The organism is Actinopolymorpha sp. B9G3 (assembly GCF_040120725.1).
In the GTDB taxonomy this organism is placed as follows: Bacteria; Actinomycetota; Actinomycetes; order Propionibacteriales; family Actinopolymorphaceae; genus Thermasporomyces.
In genome coordinates this window covers 100,343-121,273 of sequence record NZ_JBEEAB010000013.1, presented here as the reverse complement: position 1 = coordinate 121,273, position 20,931 = coordinate 100,343, and the positions used below count along the sequence as shown (strand labels likewise).

General features: G+C 70.3%; 18 protein-coding genes and 1 pseudogene. 5 read left to right on the top strand and 14 right to left on the bottom strand.

Translation table 11 applies throughout. From position 1 onward, the window contains the following. Window positions 1-199: 199 nt before the first annotated feature. From ABNF93_RS22130 to ABNF93_RS22105, 6 genes and pseudogenes are all read right to left on the bottom strand, one after another. Complete coding sequence (locus tag ABNF93_RS22130) at window positions 200-1,840, bottom strand: bifunctional uroporphyrinogen-III C-methyltransferase/uroporphyrinogen-III synthase (protein ID WP_502877603.1); 1,641 nt, start codon at window positions 1,838-1,840, stop codon at window positions 200-202. Beyond that, on the bottom strand, window positions 1,837-2,766 hold the full coding sequence (gene hemC / locus ABNF93_RS22125) for a hydroxymethylbilane synthase (RefSeq protein ID WP_349330045.1): 930 nt from the start codon (window positions 2,764-2,766) through the stop codon (window positions 1,837-1,839). Before hemC ends, ABNF93_RS22130 begins: the two co-directional genes overlap by 4 nt. Then, entirely contained in the window at window positions 2,763-4,175 is a 1,413-nt protein-coding gene (locus tag ABNF93_RS22120; RefSeq protein WP_349330044.1) for a glutamyl-tRNA reductase, read from the bottom strand. Before ABNF93_RS22120 ends, hemC begins: the two co-directional genes overlap by 4 nt. 194 nt (window positions 4,176-4,369) lie before the next feature. After that, window positions 4,370-5,047 (bottom strand): annotated as a pseudogene (locus tag ABNF93_RS22115) (redox-sensing transcriptional repressor Rex); the annotation flags it as partial. Between the two features lie 363 nt (window positions 5,048-5,410). Beyond that, the gene (locus ABNF93_RS22110; RefSeq protein ID WP_349330043.1) at window positions 5,411-5,644 is read right to left on the bottom strand and encodes a glutaredoxin family protein; all 234 of its coding nucleotides are present in this window, start codon (window positions 5,642-5,644) and stop codon (window positions 5,411-5,413) included. A gap of 284 nt (window positions 5,645-5,928) precedes the next feature. Then, window positions 5,929-7,638, bottom strand: a complete 1,710-nt coding sequence (locus tag ABNF93_RS22105; RefSeq protein ID WP_349330042.1) for an AMP-binding protein — start codon at window positions 7,636-7,638, stop codon at window positions 5,929-5,931. Between the two features lie 265 nt (window positions 7,639-7,903). Here ABNF93_RS22105 and ABNF93_RS22100 point away from each other — a divergent pair, with 265 nt between their 5' ends. The 3 genes from ABNF93_RS22100 (at window position 7,904) to ABNF93_RS22090 (ending at window position 11,661) form a co-directional block, all read left to right on the top strand. Next, window positions 7,904-9,040 carry an HAD-IB family hydrolase gene (locus ABNF93_RS22100; RefSeq protein WP_349330041.1) on the top strand — a complete coding sequence of 379 codons (1,137 nt, stop codon included), beginning with the start codon at window positions 7,904-7,906 and terminating at the stop codon, window positions 9,038-9,040. Between the two features lie 151 nt (window positions 9,041-9,191). Further along, window positions 9,192-10,064: an ECF subfamily RNA polymerase sigma factor, BldN family gene (locus ABNF93_RS22095; RefSeq protein ID WP_349330040.1), complete on the top strand. Its 873-nt coding sequence runs from the start codon at window positions 9,192-9,194 to the stop codon at window positions 10,062-10,064. 160 nt (window positions 10,065-10,224) lie between these two features. Next, window positions 10,225-11,661 (top strand): DUF5667 domain-containing protein, encoded by a 1,437-nt coding sequence (locus ABNF93_RS22090; protein WP_349330039.1) that lies wholly within the window; start codon window positions 10,225-10,227, stop codon window positions 11,659-11,661. A gap of 44 nt (window positions 11,662-11,705) precedes the next feature. Here ABNF93_RS22090 and ABNF93_RS22085 read toward each other — a convergent pair whose 3' ends face one another. The 5 genes from ABNF93_RS22085 to ABNF93_RS22065 form a co-directional block, all read right to left on the bottom strand. Next, a complete protein-coding gene (locus ABNF93_RS22085) occupies window positions 11,706-12,731 on the bottom strand; it encodes a lysophospholipid acyltransferase family protein (RefSeq protein WP_349330038.1) in 1,026 nt (341 codons plus the stop codon). Next, the gene (locus ABNF93_RS22080; RefSeq protein WP_349330037.1) at window positions 12,724-13,773 is read right to left on the bottom strand and encodes an NAD-dependent epimerase/dehydratase family protein; all 1,050 of its coding nucleotides are present in this window, start codon (window positions 13,771-13,773) and stop codon (window positions 12,724-12,726) included. Before ABNF93_RS22080 ends, ABNF93_RS22085 begins: the two co-directional genes overlap by 8 nt. 76 nt (window positions 13,774-13,849) lie before the next feature. Continuing rightward, window positions 13,850-13,951, bottom strand: a complete 102-nt coding sequence (locus ABNF93_RS22075) for a 30S ribosomal protein bS22 (protein WP_081683056.1) — start codon at window positions 13,949-13,951, stop codon at window positions 13,850-13,852. Window positions 13,952-14,316: 365 nt separating this feature from the next. After that, window positions 14,317-15,546: an acetoin utilization protein AcuC gene (locus ABNF93_RS22070; RefSeq protein ID WP_349330036.1), complete on the bottom strand. Its 1,230-nt coding sequence runs from the start codon at window positions 15,544-15,546 to the stop codon at window positions 14,317-14,319. A 95-nt stretch (window positions 15,547-15,641) separates the two neighbouring features. Next, on the bottom strand, window positions 15,642-16,565 hold the full coding sequence (locus ABNF93_RS22065) for an ROK family protein (protein WP_349330035.1): 924 nt from the start codon (window positions 16,563-16,565) through the stop codon (window positions 15,642-15,644). A gap of 184 nt (window positions 16,566-16,749) precedes the next feature. On the opposite strand from ABNF93_RS22065, the gene ABNF93_RS22060 reads away from it, so the two are divergent. Further along, window positions 16,750-17,346 carry an NUDIX domain-containing protein gene (locus ABNF93_RS22060; protein WP_349330034.1) on the top strand — a complete coding sequence of 199 codons (597 nt, stop codon included), beginning with the start codon at window positions 16,750-16,752 and terminating at the stop codon, window positions 17,344-17,346. A gap of 70 nt (window positions 17,347-17,416) precedes the next feature. Here ABNF93_RS22060 and ABNF93_RS22055 read toward each other — a convergent pair whose 3' ends face one another. Next, the gene (locus tag ABNF93_RS22055) at window positions 17,417-18,001 is read right to left on the bottom strand and encodes a GNAT family N-acetyltransferase (RefSeq protein ID WP_349330033.1); all 585 of its coding nucleotides are present in this window, start codon (window positions 17,999-18,001) and stop codon (window positions 17,417-17,419) included. 75 nt (window positions 18,002-18,076) lie between these two features. Further along, entirely contained in the window at window positions 18,077-18,637 is a 561-nt protein-coding gene (locus ABNF93_RS22050; protein ID WP_349330032.1) for a GNAT family N-acetyltransferase, read from the bottom strand. Window positions 18,638-18,861: 224 nt separating this feature from the next. Here ABNF93_RS22050 and trpS point away from each other — a divergent pair, with 224 nt between their 5' ends. Then, window positions 18,862-19,911, top strand: coding sequence for a tryptophan--tRNA ligase (gene trpS, locus ABNF93_RS22045; RefSeq protein ID WP_349330031.1), 1,050 nt, complete (start codon window positions 18,862-18,864; stop codon window positions 19,909-19,911). 90 nt (window positions 19,912-20,001) lie between these two features. Here the strand turns inward: trpS and proC are convergent, their stop codons facing one another. Further along, window positions 20,002-20,820 carry a pyrroline-5-carboxylate reductase gene (gene proC, locus ABNF93_RS22040; RefSeq protein ID WP_349330030.1) on the bottom strand — a complete coding sequence of 273 codons (819 nt, stop codon included), beginning with the start codon at window positions 20,818-20,820 and terminating at the stop codon, window positions 20,002-20,004. Window positions 20,821-20,931 lie beyond the last annotated feature (111 nt).

Genomic DNA, 20,931 nt, shown 5'->3' with positions numbered 1-20,931 from the left:
TGACCACGCGGCCCATGCCTGTGGCAACCGGAGAGGCATCGACACCGCGCCCGGGTTCCACAGGCATGGGCAGCGTGGTCATTTGCGGCGATAGCGGGCGCGTTGTCCCGGCCCAGACAAGCTCTGCTCGTCTTCGTCCGAGCCGAGCCGGGCCGGGCCGGGACGCGCCGGGTCGCGCCGAGCCGCGCCGCTACGTGCGCTACTTGGGCCGCCGGCGGGCTCCGGACTTGCGCTCGGACGGCTTCGTCACCGGGTCACCGGCCTCGATCTGCGCCGCTCGGCGCGCGGCACCGAACTCCGCAAGCGCCTCGGCCAGAGCCTCGATCGACGGCTGTTCCGGCTTCACATCGACCCGGAGGCCGTGTTCGCCGGCCGTCGCCGCGGTCTGCGCGCCGATCGCCGCGATCACCGTGGTGGCGTGCGGCTTGCCGGCGATGCCGACCAGGTTGCGTACCGTCGAGCTCGACGTGAACGCCACCGCGTCGAACTTCCCGGTCTTGATCGCCTCCCGGATCGGTGCCGGCGGAGGCGCCGCACGCACAGTCCGGTACGCCGTCACGTCGTCGACTTCCCAGCCCAGCTCGACCAGGCCCGCGACCAACGTCTCGGTCGCGATGTCGGCCCGCGGCAGGAAGACCCGGTTGATCGGGTCGAGCACCCGGTCGTAGGGCGGCCACTCCTCGACCAGCCCACGGGCTGAGTGCTCGCCAGTCGGCACCAGGTCGGGCTTGATGCCCCACGCCTGGATCGACTCGGCGGTCTTGTCCCCCACCGCGGCGATCTTCAGGCCGGCGAACGCCCGGGCGTCCAGGCCGTACTCCTCGAACTTCTCCCGCACCGCGCGGACGGCGTTGACCGACGTGAACGCCACCCACTGGTAGCGACCCGTGACGAGTCCGGTGATGGCGCGGTCGAGCTGCTGCGGATTGCGCGGCGGCTCCACGGAGATGGTCGGCACTTCCTCGGGCACCGCGCCGTACTGGCGGAGCAGCTTCGACAACACGCCGGCCTGCTCGCGTGTGCGCGGCACCAGCACCCGCCACCCGAACAGCGGCTTCGTCTCGAACCACGACAGCTTGTCGCGAAGCGCCACCGCCGAGCCAACCACCATGACGAACGGACCGACCAACCGGGACGCCTTCACCTCTGACGCGAGGGTCTCCAGGGTCGCCTCGACGGTCCGCTGGTCCGTCGTCGTACCGCTCGTCGTCACCGACACCGGCGTCGACGCGTCGCGGCCGGCTTTCATCAGCAGCCCGGCGATGTCCTTGAGTCCCTCGGTGACTCCGGTGAGGACCAATGTCGCCGAGCCCTCCGCGAACAGCTCCCAGTCCGGCTCGCCGGCCGTGACGTCGACGACCCGTGCCTCCCGGACCTTCGCCGTCGTGAGCGGCGTGCCCGCATAGGTGGGTACGGCAGTCGCGATCGGCAGGCCCGGCGTCACCTCGAACGGCACATGATGGCGTACGAACGCCGCCACGTGCTCGGCCGCGTGCCCGTCGAGAAACGGGTCACCGGCGTACATGCGTACGACGTGCTTGCCGTCCTTGGCGTGTTTGGCCAGCACGCGGCCGGCCTCCGCCGGAGTCACGGCGTGCTCGGTCAGCTCGATGCGTTCGGCGTCGGAGCTGACATGAGCCGTGACAAGCGCGTCAAGCGCTTCCAGCTCACCAGCGACGACATCCGCCCGCCCGAGCAGCTCCTTGGCCCGGCCAGTGACGAGCGCCGGATCACCCGGCCCGACACCTACGAACGACACCGAGCCCTGGCCCTGCTTGCCCACCGGATCGACCCCCTGGGCCCTCTGAGTTTTCTTTGTGGTCTGCTTCTTCGCGGTCACGTGACGCGTTCCTCGATCAAACGGTTGGCACCCTCGGTGAGCAGAGCGGCCGCAAGGGCACGCCCGAGCTCCTCCGCTTCTTCCCGAGGCCCCGATGTGGACAGTCGGACGGTTGCGGAGCCGTCGACGGCCGCCACGACGGCGTGGAGGGAGAGGTTGTCTCCGTCCGCCCCGGCGATGGTGTCGGCGAATGCTCCCATGGGCGCGCTGCAGCCCGCACCCAGTGCTGCCAGCACTGCGCGCTCGGCCGTCACCGCGGCCCGGGTGCGCGGGTCGTCGAGACCGGCGAGGACGCGCACCACATCCTCGTCGGCGTTCCGGCACTCGACCGCGAGTGCGCCCTGCCCGGGGGCCGGGACGAACTCGGTCGGGTCGAACGTTTCGGTGATCTCGTGGGCGCGGCCGAGCCGGGTGAGACCGGCGCGAGCGAGAACGACGGCGTCGAGCTCGCCACTACGTACCTTGCCGATCCGGGTGTCGACGTTCCCCCGGATCTCCACCAGCTCGAGGTCATCCTTGCCGCTCGATCGGAGCAGCGCGAGCCGGCGCGGCGAGCCGGTGCCGACGCGGGCACCAGGCGGCAGGGTCGCGAGCGTCAGTCCGTCGCGCGCGACGAGTGCGTCCCGGGGGTCTTCCCGGGTGGGTACGGCGGCGATCGCGATCTCGTCGATCGGCTGCGTAGGCAGGTCCTTCAGCGAATGGACGGCGACGTCGATCTCGCCCCTCAGCAGGGCATCGCGCAGGGCGCCGACGAAGACACCCTGACCGCCGATCCGGCTGAGCAGACTCGTGCGATCGCGGTCGCCGTCAGTGGTGACCTCGACCAGCGTCGTGGCGACACCCGTCCGCTCCAACGCGTCGGCGATCGTGCGGGTCTGCGCCAGCGCCAGTGCACTGCGCCGGGTCCCGATCCGCAGAGCCGTCATGGCGTCCCCTCCTCGTCCTGGGACGCGGTGGTCCCGGCAGACGCGGTGGTCCCGGCAGACGCGGCGGGCGTGGCGGCCTCAGCAGACGTGGGGATCTCGGCGACCTCGGCCGGCTCGACCGGTTCCGCGCTGGTGAACGCCTCCACGGCTGCGGAGTCGAGGGCGAAGAGCTCCCGCAGCGCCTCGGTGTAGGACGTCTCGACCGTACGCTCGGCGAGTTCCTTCACCCGGATCGTCGGGACGTGCAGGAGCTTGTCGACCACTCGGCGTACGGCCCAGGCGACCTCGGAACGCGCGGTGTCGTCGAGGTCGGGCATCCGCAGCGCCAGCCGCCGCAGCTCGCTCTCGACCACGTCCGCGGCCATGCTCCGCAACGCCACGACAGTGGGTGTGACCGCCGTCGCGCGCCGGTTCGTGACGAACTCCGCGACCTCGGCCGCGACGATCGCGCGTACGGCATCGACGTCGACGGGGCTTCCGGCTCCCGCCTGCGTACCGGCGAGGCCGGCCAGGTCGACGAGTGTCACCCCGGGAAGGTCGGCGACGGCCGGCTCGACGTCACGCGGCATCGCGAGGTCGCACACGACGAGAGGCCGTCCCGGCCGCTCCGCGAGTGCGGCGCGGAGCGCGTCGGCGGGCAGCACCGTGCCCACCGCTCCGGTGCAGGAGACCACGATGTCGGCGGCCGCGAGCTCGGCGGCGATCTCACCCATGCCGACCGCCTGGCCCGCGACGTTGCCGGCGAGCCGATGGGCGCGTTCGGGGGTACGGTTGGCGACCACGACGCGAGCGTCGTAGTCGCGATAGAGCGTGGTCGCCGCCAACGCGGCCATCGAACCGGCACCGACCACCAGCGCCCGGCGCCGGCTGAGATCCGCGAGCACCTGGGCGGCCTGGTCGAGCGCCGCGGTCACCACGGACCGCCCCGCCCGGCCGAGGTCGGTCTCGGTCTGCGCACGCTTGCCCACGCGGAGGGCGTGCTGGAAGACGGTGTTCAGGGTCGAGCCGATCGTCTCGGCATCCTGCGCGGAGCGCAGCGCGGCCTTCACCTGGCCGAGGATCTGAGTCTCGCCGACCACCATCGAGTCCAGCCCGCACACGACGGAGAACAGGTGGCTGACCGCACCGTCCTCATAACGTACGTACATGTGGGGGGTGAGGTCAGCGGCCGACAGGTCCGCGTGCCGGGCGAGGAGCTCCGCCAGCTCCTCCACGCCACCGTGGAACCGCTCGACCTCGGCGTAGACCTCGATCCGGTTGCAGGTGGACAGCACCGCCGCCGCGGCGATGTGCTGACACGCGACCGCGTCGGCGAGGAGCTTGTCGAGCAGCTCCGGCGCCGGGACCACCCGTTCCAGGAGGGCTACGGGTGTGCTCCGGTGGGAGAGGCCGACGACAAGGATGCTCATGGGATGAGGGGTCCCCTCTCGGCAGAGAGTTCGTTCTCGGGCGGTTGTTCGTTGTCCCCCGTACGTTTACCGGTTGCCGCGAGGCCGGTCGTTGCGTCGGTCGGCAGAGTGGAGCGTTCGGCAGCGGACACACCCTGGCTGGGGGCCCGCCCGTTGTCCAGCGGTACGCCGTCGATCCGCGCGAGGCGTCCCGGCGTCGACAGGGCCTTGCGTTGCTCGTGGTAGGCGAGGATCTGCAGCTCGGTGGACAGGTCGACCTTGCGTACGTCCACACCGGGCGGGACGGTGAGCACCGTCGGTGCGAAGTTGAGCACGCTCGTGATCCCCGCCGCGACCATCCGGTCGCACACCTCCTGGGCCGCGGTGGCCGGCGTGGCGATCACGCCGATCGCGACGCCGTAGTCCTGGACGACCGACTCCAGCTCGTTGTACGCCTTGACGACGTGCTCGCCGATCCGCTCTCCCACCCGCGCGGGGTCCGCGTCGAGCAGTCCGACGATCCCGAATCCGCGGGAGGCGAAGCCTGAGTAGTTGGCGAGGGCGTGTCCGAGGTTCCCGATCCCGACGATCACGACCGGCCAGTCCTGGGTGAGCCCGATCTCGCGGGCGATCTGGTAGCGGAGGTACTCCACGTCGTACCCCACCCCGCGAGTGCCGTACGAACCCAGGTAGGAAAGGTCCTTGCGCAGCTTCGCGGAGTTGACGCCGGCGGCCCGGGCGAGCTCCTCGCTGGATGCGGTCGCGATGCCACGGTCGGCGAGTGCGGTGAGGGCGCGCAGGTAGACCGGAAGCCGGGCGACGGTTGCCTCGGGTATCCCACGGCTCGGGCGGGCCCCGGTGCCGTGTGGACGAGGGGGACGAGGCGAACTCACTTCACTCCTGTGGTCGGCGGGCGCCGCGACGACGGGGCGACGCCCCGGCGGATCGGGACTGCCCCGGCCGGCGCCAGCCCGATTGCACTGCCCAGCCTAGGACTTTGTGAACGTGCGAACAAAATCGAGCGCGCGGGCTACCTGATGCTCGAGGAGCATGGGTTCATGATCAGGAGGCAGAAATGGGGGTTTTCCGGGACGGAAGGCCCCCATTTCTGCCTGTTGATCATGAACCGGCCTCCGTAACGACGACTGCCGCGACCATGGTCAACAGAGGCCGGGCCAAGCCGAGGTCAGAGGCCGAGGCCAGCCGAAGGTCAGAGGCCGAGCCCAGCCGACGTCAGAGATCGAGCCCAGCCGAGGTCAGGCGAGTGCGGCGCGGAGTCGGGCCTCGTCGACGCGCCAGAAGTCGTGCTGGCGGCCGTCGACGAGGGTGACGGGAATTTGCTCCCACCAGCGCTGGTAGAGCTCGTCGTCGCTGGTGATGTCGATCTCCGCCCAGTCCACACCGAGATCGCCACACACAGCCTCGATCGTGGCCCGCGCATCGTCGCACAGGTGACAGCCCGCCTTGGTATAGAGCGTCACTCTCGCCACTAGGTCGTCCGTTCCATGCCGTCGCCTGTTCCTGCCTGGCGCCCGTCCCAGCCTGGCGCCCGCTCCGCCTGCAGACCGTTCCGCCTGCAGACCGTTCCGCCTGCAGACCGTTCCACCTGACGCCCGTTCCACCTGACGCCCGTTCCACCTGACGCCCGTTCCACCTGACGCCCGTTCCACCTGACGCCCGTTCCACCTGACGTCCGTTCCACCTGACGCCCGTTCCAGCCTGCCAGGTCATGCCTGGGGTCGCCCCGTTCCGCCGACCGGCGTCGAGACCGTGCTCAGGCCTCAGCCGACGCTGGTCCCCCGTGGGCGGCGTCGTCCGGACCCGCTGCCTCCGCCCCCATATCGGGGCGTTCCGGATCGGGGGGTTCCGAAGCCGGCTGGACGAACCGCAGCCGCGCCTTCGCCACGGTGCCGGACACCGATCTCGGCAGCGCGTCCACCACCGCGACAACGCTGGGCCGCTTGAACCGCGCCAGCCGACTGTTGCAATAGGTGAGTACCTCCTCCGGCGTGACCTGGCGGCCCACCCGAGGCACGACATACGCCTTCACCGCCTCACCGGTCAACGGGTCGGGCATCCCGACGACGGCCGCCTCGGCGACGCTGTCGAGTTCGACGATGACGTCCTCGACCTCGCGGGGATAGACGCTGAACCCGGAGACGGTGATGAGCTCCTTCAGCCGGTCGACCAGCACGAGGTCGCCATCGGGATCGAGATAGCCGACGTCACCGGTGGCGAACCAGCCCTTCTCACCCGGTGCACCGGCACCGTCGGGCCAGTAGCCGGAGAAGAGGTTGTCACCGCGTACCAGGATCTCGCCGGGTTCGCCGGGCTCGACGTCGTTGCCCGCGTCGTCGACGATCCGCAGCTCGATTCCCGGTAGTGGGGCGCCGACCGACCCGGGTTTCACACCGGCCGCAGCGCCGGCTCCGGCCGAACACAGCGTGCTCGTCACCGTCGGCGCCGCCTCCGTCAGGCCGTAGCCCTCCTGGACGACCAGCCGGGTTCTTTCCTCGATGTCATGGCGTACGGACGGAGCAAGGGGCGCCGCGCCCGACACCACCAGGCGTACGCCGGCGAGTCGTCCGGCCAGGTCCTCCTGGCGGGCCCAGCTGGCCAGCACCTGCGGCACCACCGGAAGCTGGGTGATCTTCTCCTGGGCAATGAGGTCGAGGGTGGCCGCGGGATCGAACCGGTCGACGAGTACGAGCGTCGCTCCGGCATGTGCCACCATTCCGAGCACGCCGTTGAGTCCGTAGACGTGACAGAGCGGCATCAGTCCGAGAACCACGTCCTCGTGGCGCATCGGCGGCGGTTCGATCGCGGCGATCTGGTCGAGGTTGGCGCGTAGGGCGCGATGGGTGAGCATGACAGCCCGGGGCGCCCCGGTCGTACCCGACGTGAACAGCACGACGGCGAGGGTCTCCGGGTCTGCAGGCGGCACGACCGGCGCGCTCGACGCGGAGGCGAGAAGCTCGTCGTAGTGGCGCTCGCCCGCCTCGGCGGGGGTACCGACTGGGACCACCAACGTCGGGTCCGCGTCGTGGGCGGGATCGCGGTCACGCACCGCTGTGCGGACGGCGGCGATGCTGGTCGCGTCGGTCAGCACCATGCGGGCTCGCACCGAGGTGAGCGCGGCGGACACCTCGTCGGCGCCGCTGGTCGGGTCGATCGGGACAGCGACCAGGCCCGCCCTCAACGCACCGAAGTAGGCGGAGACGAACTCCACGGAATTGACGAGGGCCAGCGCGACCCGGAACCCGGCGACCAGACCAGCGCCGGTGAGCGCGGCCGCGGCAGCGTCGACGGCGGCGTCGAGCTCGGCCCAGGTCATCCGCCGGGCCCCGCAGACGAGGGCGACCCGATCGGGGTGAGCTTCGGCAGACTGCCGGACCAGCGCGGCGAGGTTGGTCACCGGCGTGCCCCCGTCGTGAAGTGCCCGGCCGCCTCGCCGGGCAGGACTTCCCCACTCGCGGGCTCCCACATGGTTACCGCCGCTGTCAGGCAGCCTCGGTGGGCTCGTTCCGATACCACGTCGGCGAGTCTGGCATACATCGAACGGCCGTGCGGGACCATGCCGGGCGGACCGAGGCGGACCGAGGCGGACCGAGGCGGACCGGACCTGCGACGCCGCGACTGACCGAGGCCGAACGGCCGACGTCGCCGACGCCGGACCGCCGACGTCGCCGTGGCCGGCCGACGCGGAGCCGGCCGACATCGCGGAGCCGGACGCTCTAAGCTCAGTCCACATGACGCCCGCGGAGGATGCGCGCAACGCCTCGTCCACCGGCCCTACAGACCTGCCCGGTTCGCAGCCACCTGGGTCCAAGTCACCCAGTTCGAAGCCAGCCAGGTCCGGCAAGACACGCAGGTCCACGTCAGCCGGGTCCACGTCAGCCGGGTCCACGTCGCCCGGTTCGAAGTCACCCCGTTCGAAGTCACCTCGTTCGCAGTCACCCAGCCCGACGTCACCCGGCTCGACGTCACCCGGCTCGACGTCACCGGAGTCACCGAAATCACCGGAGTCATCCAGCTCCGAGGCACTGGTCCAGCCGCTGAACGAGCCACCTGCCGGCGCGGCGTTCTTCGATGTGGACAACACGTTGATGCGCGGGGCGTCACTGTTCTATCTCGCCCGCGGACTGCACACGCGCCGGTTCTTCTCGACCCGCGAGATCCTCACCGCCGGCTGGCAACAACTGCGGTTCCGGGTCGTGGGATCGGAGGATCCCGACCACATGCAGCGCGTCCGCGAGCAGGCGTTGGCGTTCATCGCCGGGTGGCCGGTCGCGGAGCTTCTCGAGCTCGGCGCCGAGATCTTCGACGAGGGACTGGCGACAAAGGTCTGGCCCGGCACGGCCGCACTCGCCCAGCGTCACCTCGACCACGGCGAACCGGTCTGGCTGGTGACCGCCGCGCCGGTAGAGATCGCGCAGCTCATCGCCGACCGGCTCGGCCTGACCGGCGCGTTGGGCACCGTGGCGGAGTCGGTCGACGGTCTCTACACCGGCCGGTTGGTCGGTGACCTCATGCACGGGTCAGCCAAGGCCGACGCGGTCCGCGCGCTCGCCGAGGAGAAAGGCCTTGACCTCAGCCGCTGCTCGGCGTACTCCGACTCGGCCAACGACGTGCCCATGCTGTCGCTGGTGGGCACGCCGTACGCCATCAACCCCGACCGGCGACTCCGAAAGCACGCCCGCGCCCGCGGCTGGCGGATCCGGGACTTCCGGAGGGCTCGTCGCGCTGCCAGGGCCGGGCTCGTCGCCGCCGCACTCGCCGGCGCCATCGGCGGAGCCGCTGCGGCTGCGGCGGCACTGAAACGCGGCAGCGTGCGTCGTACGGGAGGAAGAAGCCGCCCAGACCGCCGAACTACCTCCCGAGGGTGATCGTGCATTACAGAATGTTCCCGTCACGCCGGAACTTCCCTACGATGCGTGGTGGCAGGAACGGGTTCCGGCGAGCGGAGCTCGTGGGGGGTTTGAACGAACGCTGCGTAGGCCGAAACTTTCCCTGCTCGGGGGGCGGGAGCACACACTGATGCCGCACACCGAACGACCGACTCGTGCCGATCGAGCGGGTGTCGCCGAGCTTCTCGCACTCGTCCGCACGGTGCTGGCAGAGACGCTGGACCCGGGCCTGCGCCCGGTGCCCGTCCCCGCCGCGGAGGGCTCGTCCGCCGCAGGTCGGTCGAGCGCGCTCAGGTGGGCATCCTCCTCCTCGTCGTACGCCCCCGGCGACCACGGCTGGATGCTGCAGGCCTCCCATGGCGAGGCGGCGAAGGCGCGCACCCGGCGGGGCCAGCTGGCTTTCCAGCGTTCCGGCGTACGTGACGCGGGTGCACGCGAGGCGGAGGAGAACGCCCACACCACGCGGATGATCGCTCTCGTCGAGCTCGCCAAGAAGGGCGACGCGGAGGCGTTCGGGCAGCTCTACGACCACTACCTCTCCACCGTCTACCGCTACATCTACTACCGCGTCGGCACCCACGCGCTCGCCGAGGACCTCACCAGCGAGACCTTCCTGCGGGCTCTGCGCGCTCTGTCGTCCTTCCGCTGGCAGGGCCGCGACTTCGGCGCCTGGCTGGTCACGATCGCCCGCAACCTCGTCACCGACCACTACAAGTCCGGGCGGTTCCGGCTCGAGGTCGCGACCGGCGAGATCCTCGACTACGACTCCGCCGCCGACGGCCCCGAAGACGACGTTCTCTCCCGACTCACCAACGAAGCGCTCGTCCAGGCGCTCAAGAAGCTGGGTGCCGACCAGCAGGAGTGTCTGGTCCTGCGGTTCCTCAACGGGCTGTCGGTGGCGGAGACCGCGCAGGTGCTGGCCAAGAGCGAGGGCGCCGTCAAACAACTCCAGCTGCGTGCGGTCCGTAACCTCGCCAAGCTGCTTCCCGAGGGCATCCGATGACCGGCCACCGAGAACAGGTTGTGAACATATGCACACGATGCGTATCAGGTCGTAACTCTCGAGGCCGCTGCTCGTTGAGCGAGATGTCCGGAACGTCTGAGGTGCGAAGTGTTGAGATCGCCCTCTCAACGCTTCAACCTCTGCTCCGAGGAGACCCCCGATGACCTCTCTCCTGGCCACTCGCCGGCGAGCTGAGGCATTCGCGCGCCTCGTCGAGGGGTCGAGGCGCTCTCATGACCCCAACGTCGCCCCGCTCCTCGAGCTGGTGGCGATGTTGCGGCCGGCGGGAGTCCAGCCTTCGGAGGGCTTTCGTACCTCATTGCGAGACCGACTGCTCGCCGTGGCGGCCGAACGCCCTCAGGATGCGATGCCGGACGCCCTGCCCATCCCTGCCGCCCGGTCTGCGGTACGCACGCCCACCCGCCTGCGGGTGGTGGCGGTGGCCGTATCGGTCGCCCTGGCCGGGGGCATGGTGGGAACCGCGGCGGCCGCCCGAAGTGCGTTGCCGGGCGAGCTTCTCTACACCATCAAGCGCGGACTGGAGCAGAGCGAGGCGGCGGTCACGACCAACTCCGAGTCCCGCGGCCGGCAGTACCTCGGCCAGGCCACCACGCGGCTGACCGAGATCTCCAGCCTCACCGACCAGTCCGTACGCCCCGGCGACACCGACCGCCTCGCACTGAGCCAGTCGACCCTGGACGACTTCGCCCATGACGCCCGCCAGGGCGGCAACCTCCTGGTCGAAGCCTCTCAGCTGAACGACAGCCCAGAGCCGCTCGTCCGGCTCCGCGAGTTCGTGGCCGCCTCCCGGCCGCAGCTCGAACTCATCCGTGAGGCGCTACCCGCTGAGGCCGGTGCCGCATATTCCGACGCGCTGGCTGTCCTGGACCAGCTCGACCAGCGGGCGCTCGAGCTCTGCCCGCAGTGCAAACCCGGCGCGGATGATCCTGACGGCGTGCTCGGCAGGCCGGCCGGCGGAGGTTCGACCGACACCGGGACCGCCGGCGGCGACACCGACTCGACGCCGGACGACACCGCCACAGCGTCGACGGAGCCTGGCTCCACCGCAACGGGTGAGCCAGCTCCAGAACCGACCAGGGCCAACCGACACTGGTTGCAGTTGCCACTTCCGTGGCCGATCGACCCCCGGCCGGGCCCGACCATCAGCGTCGGCCTGCCGGGACCACCGGCACCTGGCCAAGGAACCGAGGTCTTAGCGATACCGCTCCCGAATCCGACGTCGTTGCCGTTGCCGCTCCCTGCTGAGCAGCCACAGCCGGCGTCGTTGCCGTTGGAACTGCCTGCGGATCCCGTGCGGACCGTGTCGCTGCCCTGGCTGCTGCCTGGCGGGATACCCGAGCCGCTGCTGCCCACCGGTGCGCCGCAGCCCGCGCCGACAGCGGATCCGAGTACGTCCGCGACGCCGACTCCAGGCCCCACTCCCACAAAACCGAACCCGACCGATTCGCCGACGCCGGGCCGGACCGAGCTGCCGTCCGAGGTGCCACCGATCCTGCCGTCCCCCGACGACGAGGAAACCCCCACGTCGGGAGGCAGCATCTTCGACGACCTGTTCGGCCCACTGCTGCCCGGCTGAGCCTGAGCGTTCCGGGGCCGGGCTGCGGTTCGGACTCCGCCGGGTCAGAAGGCCTCTGGACGGTCGAGCAGCAATGCGTACAGCGTGTGCTGGATGGTTTCGCGTACCTGGTCGGTGAGGTCGAAGACCAGCATCGGGTCGTCGGCGGCCTCGGCGTCGTACCCATCGGTGGGGACGGGTTCGCCGAAGGCGATGATCCACTTAGACGGCAACGGCACCAGGCCCAGCGGGCCCAGCCACGGGAACGTCGGGGTGACCGGACAGTACGGGACGCCGAGCAGCCGGGCGAGCGGCTCGATGTTGCCGAGCATCGGGTAGGCCTCTTCGGCTCCGACGATCGAGCACGGCACGATCGGCACGCCGGACCGTAGCGCAGCCGCCACGAAGCCGCCGCGACCGAACCGCTGGAGTTTGTAGCGTTCGGAGAACGGCTTGCCGAGACCCTTGTAACCCTCGGGGAACACCGAGACGAGTTCGCCCGACCGCAGGAGCCGCTCCGCGTCCTCGGAGCACGCCAGCGTCGTCCCGCCCTTGCGAGCGAGCTCGGAGATGAACGGCGTACGGAACACGAGGTCGGCACCGAGCATGCGGATGTGCCTGCGCGCCGGGTGGGTGTCGTGGACGGCGACGTGGGTCATGAGGCCGTCGAGAGGCAGTGTTCCCGAGTGGTTGGCGACGACGAGGGCACCGCCGACCGGTGGGATGTTCTCGATGCCGCGGACCTCGGCGCGGAACCAGGTCTGGTACAGCGGCCGGAGGATGGCCAGGAGGACGTTCTCCGTGAGATCCGGGTCGAATCCCAGCTCGTCGACCTCGTAGTCGCCGGTCAGCCGGCGCCGGGCGAACTCCAGGCCGGACGAGACCTTGGCTTGCCAGTCGTCACCCAGAGCGCGGGCGGCCACGTCCTGGGCGAGCAGGCTCAGAGTCTCCGCGATGACACCGGACGCGGACCGCGATTCGCCACCGCCGGCGGAGTCCTGCGTGCCTGATCGGGACCGCCTGCCGTCGCCGTCACCACCGGAGTGGTGCGTCCTGATCGGGATAACCTTCGCCTCGGACGAGTCAGCCATGGCGTTGTGGTACCCCGTTTACTCGCTCCCGCACACCGAGGAACTCTGCGGCCTGCTCTTCGGCGTTCCGAATCCGCCGGGCGCTCAGCATGCCCGCCTCGTGCGCTGCGACGAAGGCGTTGAACGCCTCCGGCGTCGTGTAGGTGGGCTTGAAGCCCAGCTCCTCACGCATCCGCGTGGTGTCGACCCCCCGGCCGTAGGTGAGGTAGGACAACTGCTCGGGCGTGAAGTCGGCGACCCGGGCCGCCCGAAATGCCTGGCCGAACGTCGCCACGGCGAACGCCGGAACCGGCGCCGACGGGCGTCCCATCCGCCGGATCGCCTGCGAGAGCATGAGAATCCGGTCGCCGGCGATGTTGAAGGTGCCTGGTACGTCGCTGATGGTGGCGAGCCGCAGAGCCTCCAGCAGGTCGTCCTCGTGGACGAACTGCAGCCGCGCGTCGAACCCGAGCACGGTGGGAACGACCGGGAGGGTGAAGTAGCGGGTGATCGGGGTCCGTACGCGCGGGCCCACCACGTTGGCGAACCGCAGCATGCTCACGACGACGTCGGGCCGCCGCCGGGCGAACCCGCGCACGTAGCCCTCGACTTCCACCGCGTCCTTGGCGAATCCCGACCTTGGCAGGCCGCGGGGTTCCATGTCCTCGGTGAACATCGCCGGATCGTTGGGCGAGGCGCCGTAGACGGCGGTCGAGGACTTCACGACGACCTTGCGTACGGACGGCAGCCGCTGGCAGGCCGCCAGCAGCTGCATCGTTCCGATGACGTTGATCTCCTTCATCGTCGCCCGACCACCGGCGTGCGCCGGTGCGGCGAGGACGTTGAGATGAACCACCGTGTCGACGTCCTCGCGGGCGAGCACCCGCGAGACCACGGGACTGCGCAGGTCGACGCGGACGAACTCGGCCGTGCCCAGGTCATGCCTTGGGGGTACGACGTCGACGCCGAGCACGCGGTCGACCTCCGGGTCGGCGGCGAGCAGGCGCGCGAACCGGCTCCCGAGGTCGCGGGAGACACCAGTTACCAATACAACGCGCGCCATCTGCGCCTCACCCCGTGGTGGACAGGTTCGACCTTACGGTGCACGCGATCAATCCCTGCTGCGGCACGAAGAGTTGCTACTTCCCCAGACGCCTACGCTGGACGCGGGTCTTCTTGAGGAGCTTACGGTGCTTCTTCTTGGCCATTCGCTTGCGACGCTTCTTGATGACAGAACCCACGCGGAACCCTTTCGGATTGTTTCGTACCCCGACGATTGCGCACCCGAACGCAGGACTTCCGGACCGTTTCCGACCGGCGTATGCGGGAGGTGGACCGACGCGCCCTCACAGGGTACAGCTCACCGTCTGGCCGCTCCCCCGCGCTGCCTGGTGTCGACGTACGGCCCTGGCCCGTCCCGGCCGCGCCGCCGCCCGGGTCCTACGTCCTCACCCACCCCGGCCCGCCACCAACCCGTGATCATGATCGTGATCATGAAGGTCTTGCGGGTCCATCGCCGACTTTCCTTCATGATCATGGACCGGGCCCAGGGTCAGGTCGATGGGGCGGGCCAGGTCGATGGCGCGCAGGGCAGTGATGGTGCGGGTCAGGGGTGGTCGGCGTCGAGGCCGTGGAGGGGAAAGACCGCTCGTCGGGTCGTACGAATCGTCCGGTCGATCTCGTCGCCCGGGTCGTAGCCGGCGGACCAGTCGGAGTACGAAGCGGACTCGCCGTCCGTCATCACCACGGGGGCGGTACGCCGGCACTCGACGGCCACCTGTTCTCGCCAGGTGGCTGGCGTCTCGGTCTTCGGATCGAGTGGACTCCCACCCGCGATGGCGAGCAGGTGGCTCCAGGTCCGCGGCACGACGTCGACCAGGGCGTACCCCCCACCGCCCGTCGCCACCCACCGACCCTCGCACAGCTCGTGCGCGAGTGCGTGCACCGCGAGAGCGGCGGCCCGCTGACCGTCGACCGACAGCGCGAGGTGGGCGAGCGGATCCAGCCGGTGGCTGTCGCAGCCATGCTGGCTCACGAGCACCGTCGGCGCGAACGCACGTAGCAGCGGCGGCACGACCGCGTGGAACGCCCGCAGCCAGCCGGCGTCATCCGTACCCCCTGGCAAGGCGACGTTGACAGCCGACCCTTCCGCGTCCGGACCGCCCGTCTCGGTGGGAAATCCGCTGAACCACGGGAACAGCGTCCGCGGCGTCTCGTGCAGGCTGATCGTGAGGACCCGGGGGTCGTCGTAGAACATCTCCTGTACGCCGTCGCCGTGGTGCACGTCGAGGTCGAGATAGGCGACCCGCGGACATCCGGCGTCCAGCAGCCACGCGATCGCCAGCGCAGGATCGTTGTAGACGCAGAACCCGCTGGCCGCGGCGGGCATCGCGTGATGCAGGCCGCCCGCGACGTTGACCGCGTGCAACGCCTCGCCGGTCCAGACAATCCGCGCCGCCTCGACACTCGCGCCGGCGATGTGGGCCGACGCCTCGTGCATGCCGGTGAACGTCGGGTTGTCCGACGTGCCGAGGCCCGCGTCCAGGTCTGTCAAGTCCGGGTTGACACTGCTGCGTTTGACCGCCTCGATGTACGCCGGTGCATGAACCCTGGCGAGCAGGTCCTCCGACGCGACAGGTGCGGCCACCCGCCTGAGCCCGTCGGCCCCTTCGCCGGCACCGTCGCCGCCTCCGGAGCTGCCCGGGCCGTGGATGAGTCCCAGCTCGCTCGACAAGGCGACGGTGAGCTTGACGCGGATCGGTGCGAGGGGATGCATGGGCCCGAAGTTGTAGGCCGTCAAGTCCTCGTCATAGACCAGTCGCGCGGATCCTGTCATGGTGTCCAGCCTGCCCCAGTACCCCGCCGGTGCGCGAGGTGACCCCGGTACTTCCGTGCGGGGTCAGGACTGTGCGGCGTCAGGACTGTGCGGCGTCAGGGCTGCGCGGTGTCAGGCCAGGTGCGGGCGAGGAGTGCCGCACCGACAACGCCGGACTCGTCGCCAAGCTCCGCGGCCACGACCGTGGGCTTCCGCTGGAACGTCAGGCTCTCGCGCAGCGCGGCACGTACGGGCGCCAGGAGTTGCTCACCGGCGAGTGCGAGGCCACCGCCGACGACGACCGTGTCGGACCCGAAGACGGTCACCGCACTCGCCAGTGCTCCGGCGAGTGCGTGCGTGGCGTCGGCGACCACTGCGACGGCAGCGGGATCGCCGGCCGCGGCCCGGCGCATGACCTCCGCGGCGGACAGGTCTGCCGTCGAGGTTCGTTCCTGGTAGCGGCGTACGAGGGACGTCGCCGACGCGACCGTCGCCAGGCAGCCACGCTGCCCGCATCCGCACGCGTCACCATCGGGGTCAACGACGACATGGCCCAACTGGCCGGCGTACCCACCACCGCGAAGCAGGCGGCCGTCGGCCACCACGCCGGCACCGATGCCGGTACCGAGTGTCACCAGAAGCAGGTCGGAGCTGCGACGTCCGGCGCCGACCTGCCATTCGGCAAGGCAGGCGGAGCGTACGTCGTGGCCGAGCGTCACCGGTAGCCCGGTCCGCGCGGCGAGGAGGTCCCGCACCGGGGTGTCACGCCAGCCGAGGTTGGCGGCCAGGACGGCGACGCCGCGGGGTTCGTCGATGATCCCGGGTACGGCGACGCCGAGGCCACCGATCTGCTCATCCTGGCGCAGTGCCTCGACGATCTCGGCGACGGCGGACAGGACGGCTTGGGGGTCGCTGCGATCAGGTGTCGGACACCCGGCCCTGGCCAGGATCCGCCCGGCGTCGTCCACCAGCGCCGCCTTGATGCGCGTACCGCCGACGTCGACCCCAATGACCCCTTCGTACGAACCAACCACGCTCACGCCGGCCATCCTGCCGGCGGACGCCGACGCTGGCGACCCCGGAGGGCTCGGTCCGAGACAGCAGGCGGTCCGAGACAGCAGGCGGGCGAGACAGCCGGCGGGCGAAACGGCCACGGACGGGCGACCGCAGCGGGCGTGGTGGTCCGGGCGGGACGGTCGTCGGTGGGTCCTATAGTCCGGGCTCATGGACCAGCCGCCAACGAGCCCCGCATCCCGCTATCCCCTGCTGCACGCTCCCCAGCGCTGGGCATGGGCGGGGCTCGACGCGCAGTTCTCCACGGAGTTGCCGCCCGACGGGCTGGTCCAGAGCATCCACATCGTCGGCTTCGTGGGCGAGATGGTCGTGGTGTGCCGGACGGACGGCGGCGACTGGTTCCTGCCCGGCGGCACCCGCGAACCCGGCGAGTCGGTCGTACAGACCGTCGACCGGGAGATCGCCGAGGAGGCGGGCGCGCGGCGGATCGGCGCGTTGCACTGGTTCGGCGCCCACCACTGCGTCGGTGACGGACCCGAGCCCTACCGGCCGCACCTGCCGCACCCGGAGAAGGCCTGGCTGTGGTGCCTGACCGAGGTGGTCCTCGACTCCTCGCCCACCAACCCACCCGACGGTGAGCATGTCGTGGAGGTACGCGCCGCGACCGTCGACGACGCGTCCGACCTGCTCCGCACCAACGAGGACTGGTATCCCGAACTCCTCGCGCTGGCCTGCGAGATCCGCGCCGCGACGACGCGACCCTGCGATGACACTGACCTGTCGGAGATCCCTCGCCGAACGACGTAGAGCAGTCAAAGCACGCAGCCCACGGCCGGCTTCCGGCGAGCGTGATCAGCCAAGCGGGCGGCCAGCGTGATCAGCTTGATGAGCGAAGCGGGCGAACCATGTCGGCCTTGACGAGGCGTGGATCAGACGGATGAGGAACCTGCTCGCCGGTACGCACGAAGCCGCAGCGCGCGTAGAGACGTTCGGCCGGAACATTGCCGTCGGTCACCCTGAGATGGACCCGTTCGGCGCCCTGGGTCCGCGCCCAGGCGAGAACCTCCTCGACCAGGGCGACACCGAGTCCGCGCCGCCGCGCACTCGGGCTCACCCACATGAAAACCAGGTCGACCGCGGGGGCCGAGTCCTCCCCCGACTCCGCTGCCTGGTCGGCCCATCCGCCGCACAGGCCCACCAGGGTGCGGTCGGTCCCGGGGCGGTCCGCTCCGAACCTGGCGCCGAACATCGCGCTGCGGGCGGAGTCGCGCTCCAACCACCGCTGCCACTCGCGATCGGGCAGGGCCGCGGTCTGTTCGTACGTCGCACCGTACGCCGACGGCGCCTCACGCAGCGCCGTCAGGCGGATCTCCCGGAGTGCACGCCATTCATCGGGCAGCAGCCTGCGGATGATGACGTCGCCCGGGTCTGCCCCGGCTGGGCTGGTCTCCAGGTTGGCCATGGCCGGCATCATGGCAGGAGGCAACCGAACCACGGCCACCGGATATTGCGTACAAGCAACCACCAAATGTGGCGCTCACTGGAGCGGGCGGACCATCCCGATCACGGTGAGCTTCGGGTCGGAGAGAAGTGGCTCCCGCTCACCGGTACGCACGAAACCGCAGCGCTCGTACAGCCGCAGCGCCGCAAGGTTCCCCTCGGTCACCCAGAGGTGAAGGCGCTCGGCACCGACCGTACGTCCCCAGGCGAGGACCGGCTCCACCAGCACTTCGCCCACCCGGCGCCCTCGCGCGTTCGGACTCACCCACATCGACACGAGTTCCACAGTGTGCGCGGACGGGTCGTCGACGAATCCACCGCTCAGCCCGGCAAGTGAGCGGTCGGACCCGGCGAGGGCGGCGCCGAACGTCGCGCTCCGGGTGGACTCCGGCTCCAGCCGACCACGCCAGTCGCTCTCGGTGAAGGCTGCTTCCCTGGAGTACGTCGACCCGAAGGCCGATGGCGACTCCCGCAGGGCCGCCAGGCGAATGTCCCGCAGCACGCGCCAGTCGTCGGGCGTCAGGCGGCGAACCCGCACCGCAGCCGCGCCTGTCTCCGCGCGGTCGCCGGTCGCCGCGCCCACCTCCACCTCGGTCATGCGGGGCATCTTTCCAGCCGGGTTGGGGGCGAGCCATCGGTTATCGTGGGGACGTGCGTACGCCACGACTCCTTGGTTGGCGGGCCGCCCAGGGCGGCCCGATATCCGTGCGTACGTAAGAGATCTCGTCCACGGCCGCCCCTCGCGCGGGCGGCCGATCTGTCGTGTGTGACAGCGCTGATGACCCCGCGGGGGGCGGCTCCCACTTTTCCGAAGGAGCCTTCATGTCCACCACGACCGCGACCACGACGCCGGGCACCTCGCGCGGCGGTCTCGTATCCCCGGGCCTGCCCGCGACGCGCACCATCTTCTCCGGCATCAAACCGACCGGCCGACTGACGCTCGGCAACTACTACGGTGCGCTTCGCAGGTTCGTCGACGTCCAGAACGAGGCGAGATGCGTGTTCTCCATCGTCAACCTGCACGCGTTGACCGTCGAGCATGATCCGGAACGGCTCCGGCGGCTCACCTGTGAGGCCGCGACGCTCTTCCTCGCCGCCGGGCTCGATCCGCGGGCGTGCATCATCGTCCAGCAGAGTGACGTGCCGGCCCACACCGAGCTGGCGTACCTCCTCGAGTCGACGGTGTATGTCGGTGAGCTCACCCGGATGATCCAGTACAAGGAGAAGGGCCGTGGCCGGCCGAAGACCCGCGCGTCGCTGCTCACCTATCCGGCACTGATGGCGGCGGACATCCTGCTCTACGGCAGCACCGAGGTACCCGTCGGCGACGACCAGACGCAGCATCTGGAGCTGACCCGGCACCTGGCCATGCGGTTCAACCGGACCTACGGCGAGGTGTTCGTCGTACCGGAGCTGAGTCGTGCGGTGGTGGCCGCGCGGGTGAGGGATCTGGCGACGCCGACCACCAAGATGAGCAAGGACGCCCCGGAGGAGTCGATGGGGACGATCCGGCTGCTCGACCCGCCGGATGTCGTACGCCGGAAGGTCATGCGTGCCGTCACCGACGCCGGCCGGGAGGTGCGGTACGACGTGGAGCGCCAGCCCGGTGTCGCGAACCTGCTCGACATCCTCGCGGCTTGCCGAGGCGGCACCGATCCGGCTGGCCTCGCGGGGGGATATTCGTCGTACGGCGCACTCAAACGCGAGGTCGCCGACGCGGTGGTGGCGGTGGTGGCGCCGCTACAGGAGCGGTATGCCGAGCTGGCGGCAGATCCGGGCTACGTCGAGGAGACGCTGCGGCTCGGTGCCGAGCGAGCGCGGGCGATGGCCGCTCCGACGCTCGCCGCCGCCAAGGCCGCGATCGGGCTGTAGCCGCCAGCCGCCACGGGGTTGTTGGAGGTTCGTCGGGATAGCAGGCGACGAACCTCCAACAGCTCGCGGACGGGGCGGAGGCGGGGCCGGTCAGTCGGCTGCGGCGGCGAGTTCGCGGGCCCGGTCACGGGCGGCTTCGATCGCGTCGAGCACGGCCGCCCGCACCCGGTGGCTCTCGAGCTCGCGGATCGCGCTGATCGTCGTACCGCCGGGCGATGTCACGGCCTCCCGCAGCATCACCGGCGGGTCACCGGAGTCGCGCAGCATCACCGCCGCGCCGACTGCCGCCTGCACGATGAGGTCGTGCGCCACCTGGCGGGGCAGGCCGAGCAGGATGCCGGCGTCGGTCATCGCTTCGACGAGGTAGTAGAAGTACGCAGGACCCGAGCCAGAGAGGGCGGTGACGGCGTCCTGCTGCGACTCAGGTACCCGCAGCGTCTTGCCGAGCGGCTTCAGCATCTCCTCGGTGAGGGCGAGGTCGGCACCGGTTGCGTGCGAACCTGCCGAGATCGCGCTCATCGCCTCGTCGACCAGGGCCGGCGTGTTGGACATCACGCGGACGACCGGAGTCGCGTCCGGCAGGCGCCGCTCGAAGAACGACGTCGGCAGGCCCGCACAGATCGAGACGACAAGCTTGCCCGGCGGCACCTTGGGCCCGAGGTCGGCCATCAGGACCGCGGCATCCTGCGGCTTGACGGCGATCACGAGGACGTCGGCGGCGGAGACGGCCTCATCGTTGGCGACGATCCTTATGCCGTACTGCGTGGCCAGCTGGTCGGCCCGCTCCTGCCGGCGTACGGTCGCGACCAGAGCGGAAGCCGGCCAGCCGGCACGCAGGAGTCCGGACAGGATCGTCTCGCCCATCTTTCCTGCGCCGATGACGGCGATCGTGTGCTGTCCCACGCTCATGCTCTTCTCGTCCTCACTTCGTACATCTCGATCGTGGGTTCGGTCGCCGATCGTGAGCCGCGCCCCATGATGATGAAGGAATTCGGCAGTATGACCCCAAAAGCTTCATGA

Bases quoted from the DNA above. Each gene is read 5' to 3' on its own strand.
- hemC (WP_349330045.1), bottom strand. From the start codon at position 2,766: ATGACGGCTCTGCGGATCGGGACCCGGCGCAGTGCACTGGCGCTGGCG.
- ABNF93_RS22120 (WP_349330044.1), bottom strand. From the start codon at position 4,175: ATGAGCATCCTTGTCGTCGGCCTCTCCCACCGGAGCACACCCGTAGCC.
- ABNF93_RS22100 (WP_349330041.1), top strand. From the start codon at position 7,904: ATGACGCCCGCGGAGGATGCGCGCAACGCCTCGTCCACCGGCCCTACA.
- ABNF93_RS22095 (WP_349330040.1), top strand. From the start codon at position 9,192: ATGCCGCACACCGAACGACCGACTCGTGCCGATCGAGCGGGTGTCGCC.
- ABNF93_RS22090 (WP_349330039.1), top strand. From the start codon at position 10,225: ATGACCTCTCTCCTGGCCACTCGCCGGCGAGCTGAGGCATTCGCGCGC.
- ABNF93_RS22085 (WP_349330038.1), bottom strand. From the start codon at position 12,731: ATGGCTGACTCGTCCGAGGCGAAGGTTATCCCGATCAGGACGCACCAC.
- ABNF93_RS22080 (WP_349330037.1), bottom strand. From the start codon at position 13,773: ATGGCGCGCGTTGTATTGGTAACTGGTGTCTCCCGCGACCTCGGGAGC.
- ABNF93_RS22070 (WP_349330036.1), bottom strand. From the start codon at position 15,546: ATGACAGGATCCGCGCGACTGGTCTATGACGAGGACTTGACGGCCTAC.
- ABNF93_RS22060 (WP_349330034.1), top strand. From the start codon at position 16,750: ATGGACCAGCCGCCAACGAGCCCCGCATCCCGCTATCCCCTGCTGCAC.
- ABNF93_RS22055 (WP_349330033.1), bottom strand. From the start codon at position 18,001: ATGGCCAACCTGGAGACCAGCCCAGCCGGGGCAGACCCGGGCGACGTC.
- ABNF93_RS22050 (WP_349330032.1), bottom strand. From the start codon at position 18,637: ATGACCGAGGTGGAGGTGGGCGCGGCGACCGGCGACCGCGCGGAGACA.
- trpS (WP_349330031.1), top strand. From the start codon at position 18,862: ATGTCCACCACGACCGCGACCACGACGCCGGGCACCTCGCGCGGCGGT.
- proC (WP_349330030.1), bottom strand. From the start codon at position 20,820: ATGAGCGTGGGACAGCACACGATCGCCGTCATCGGCGCAGGAAAGATG.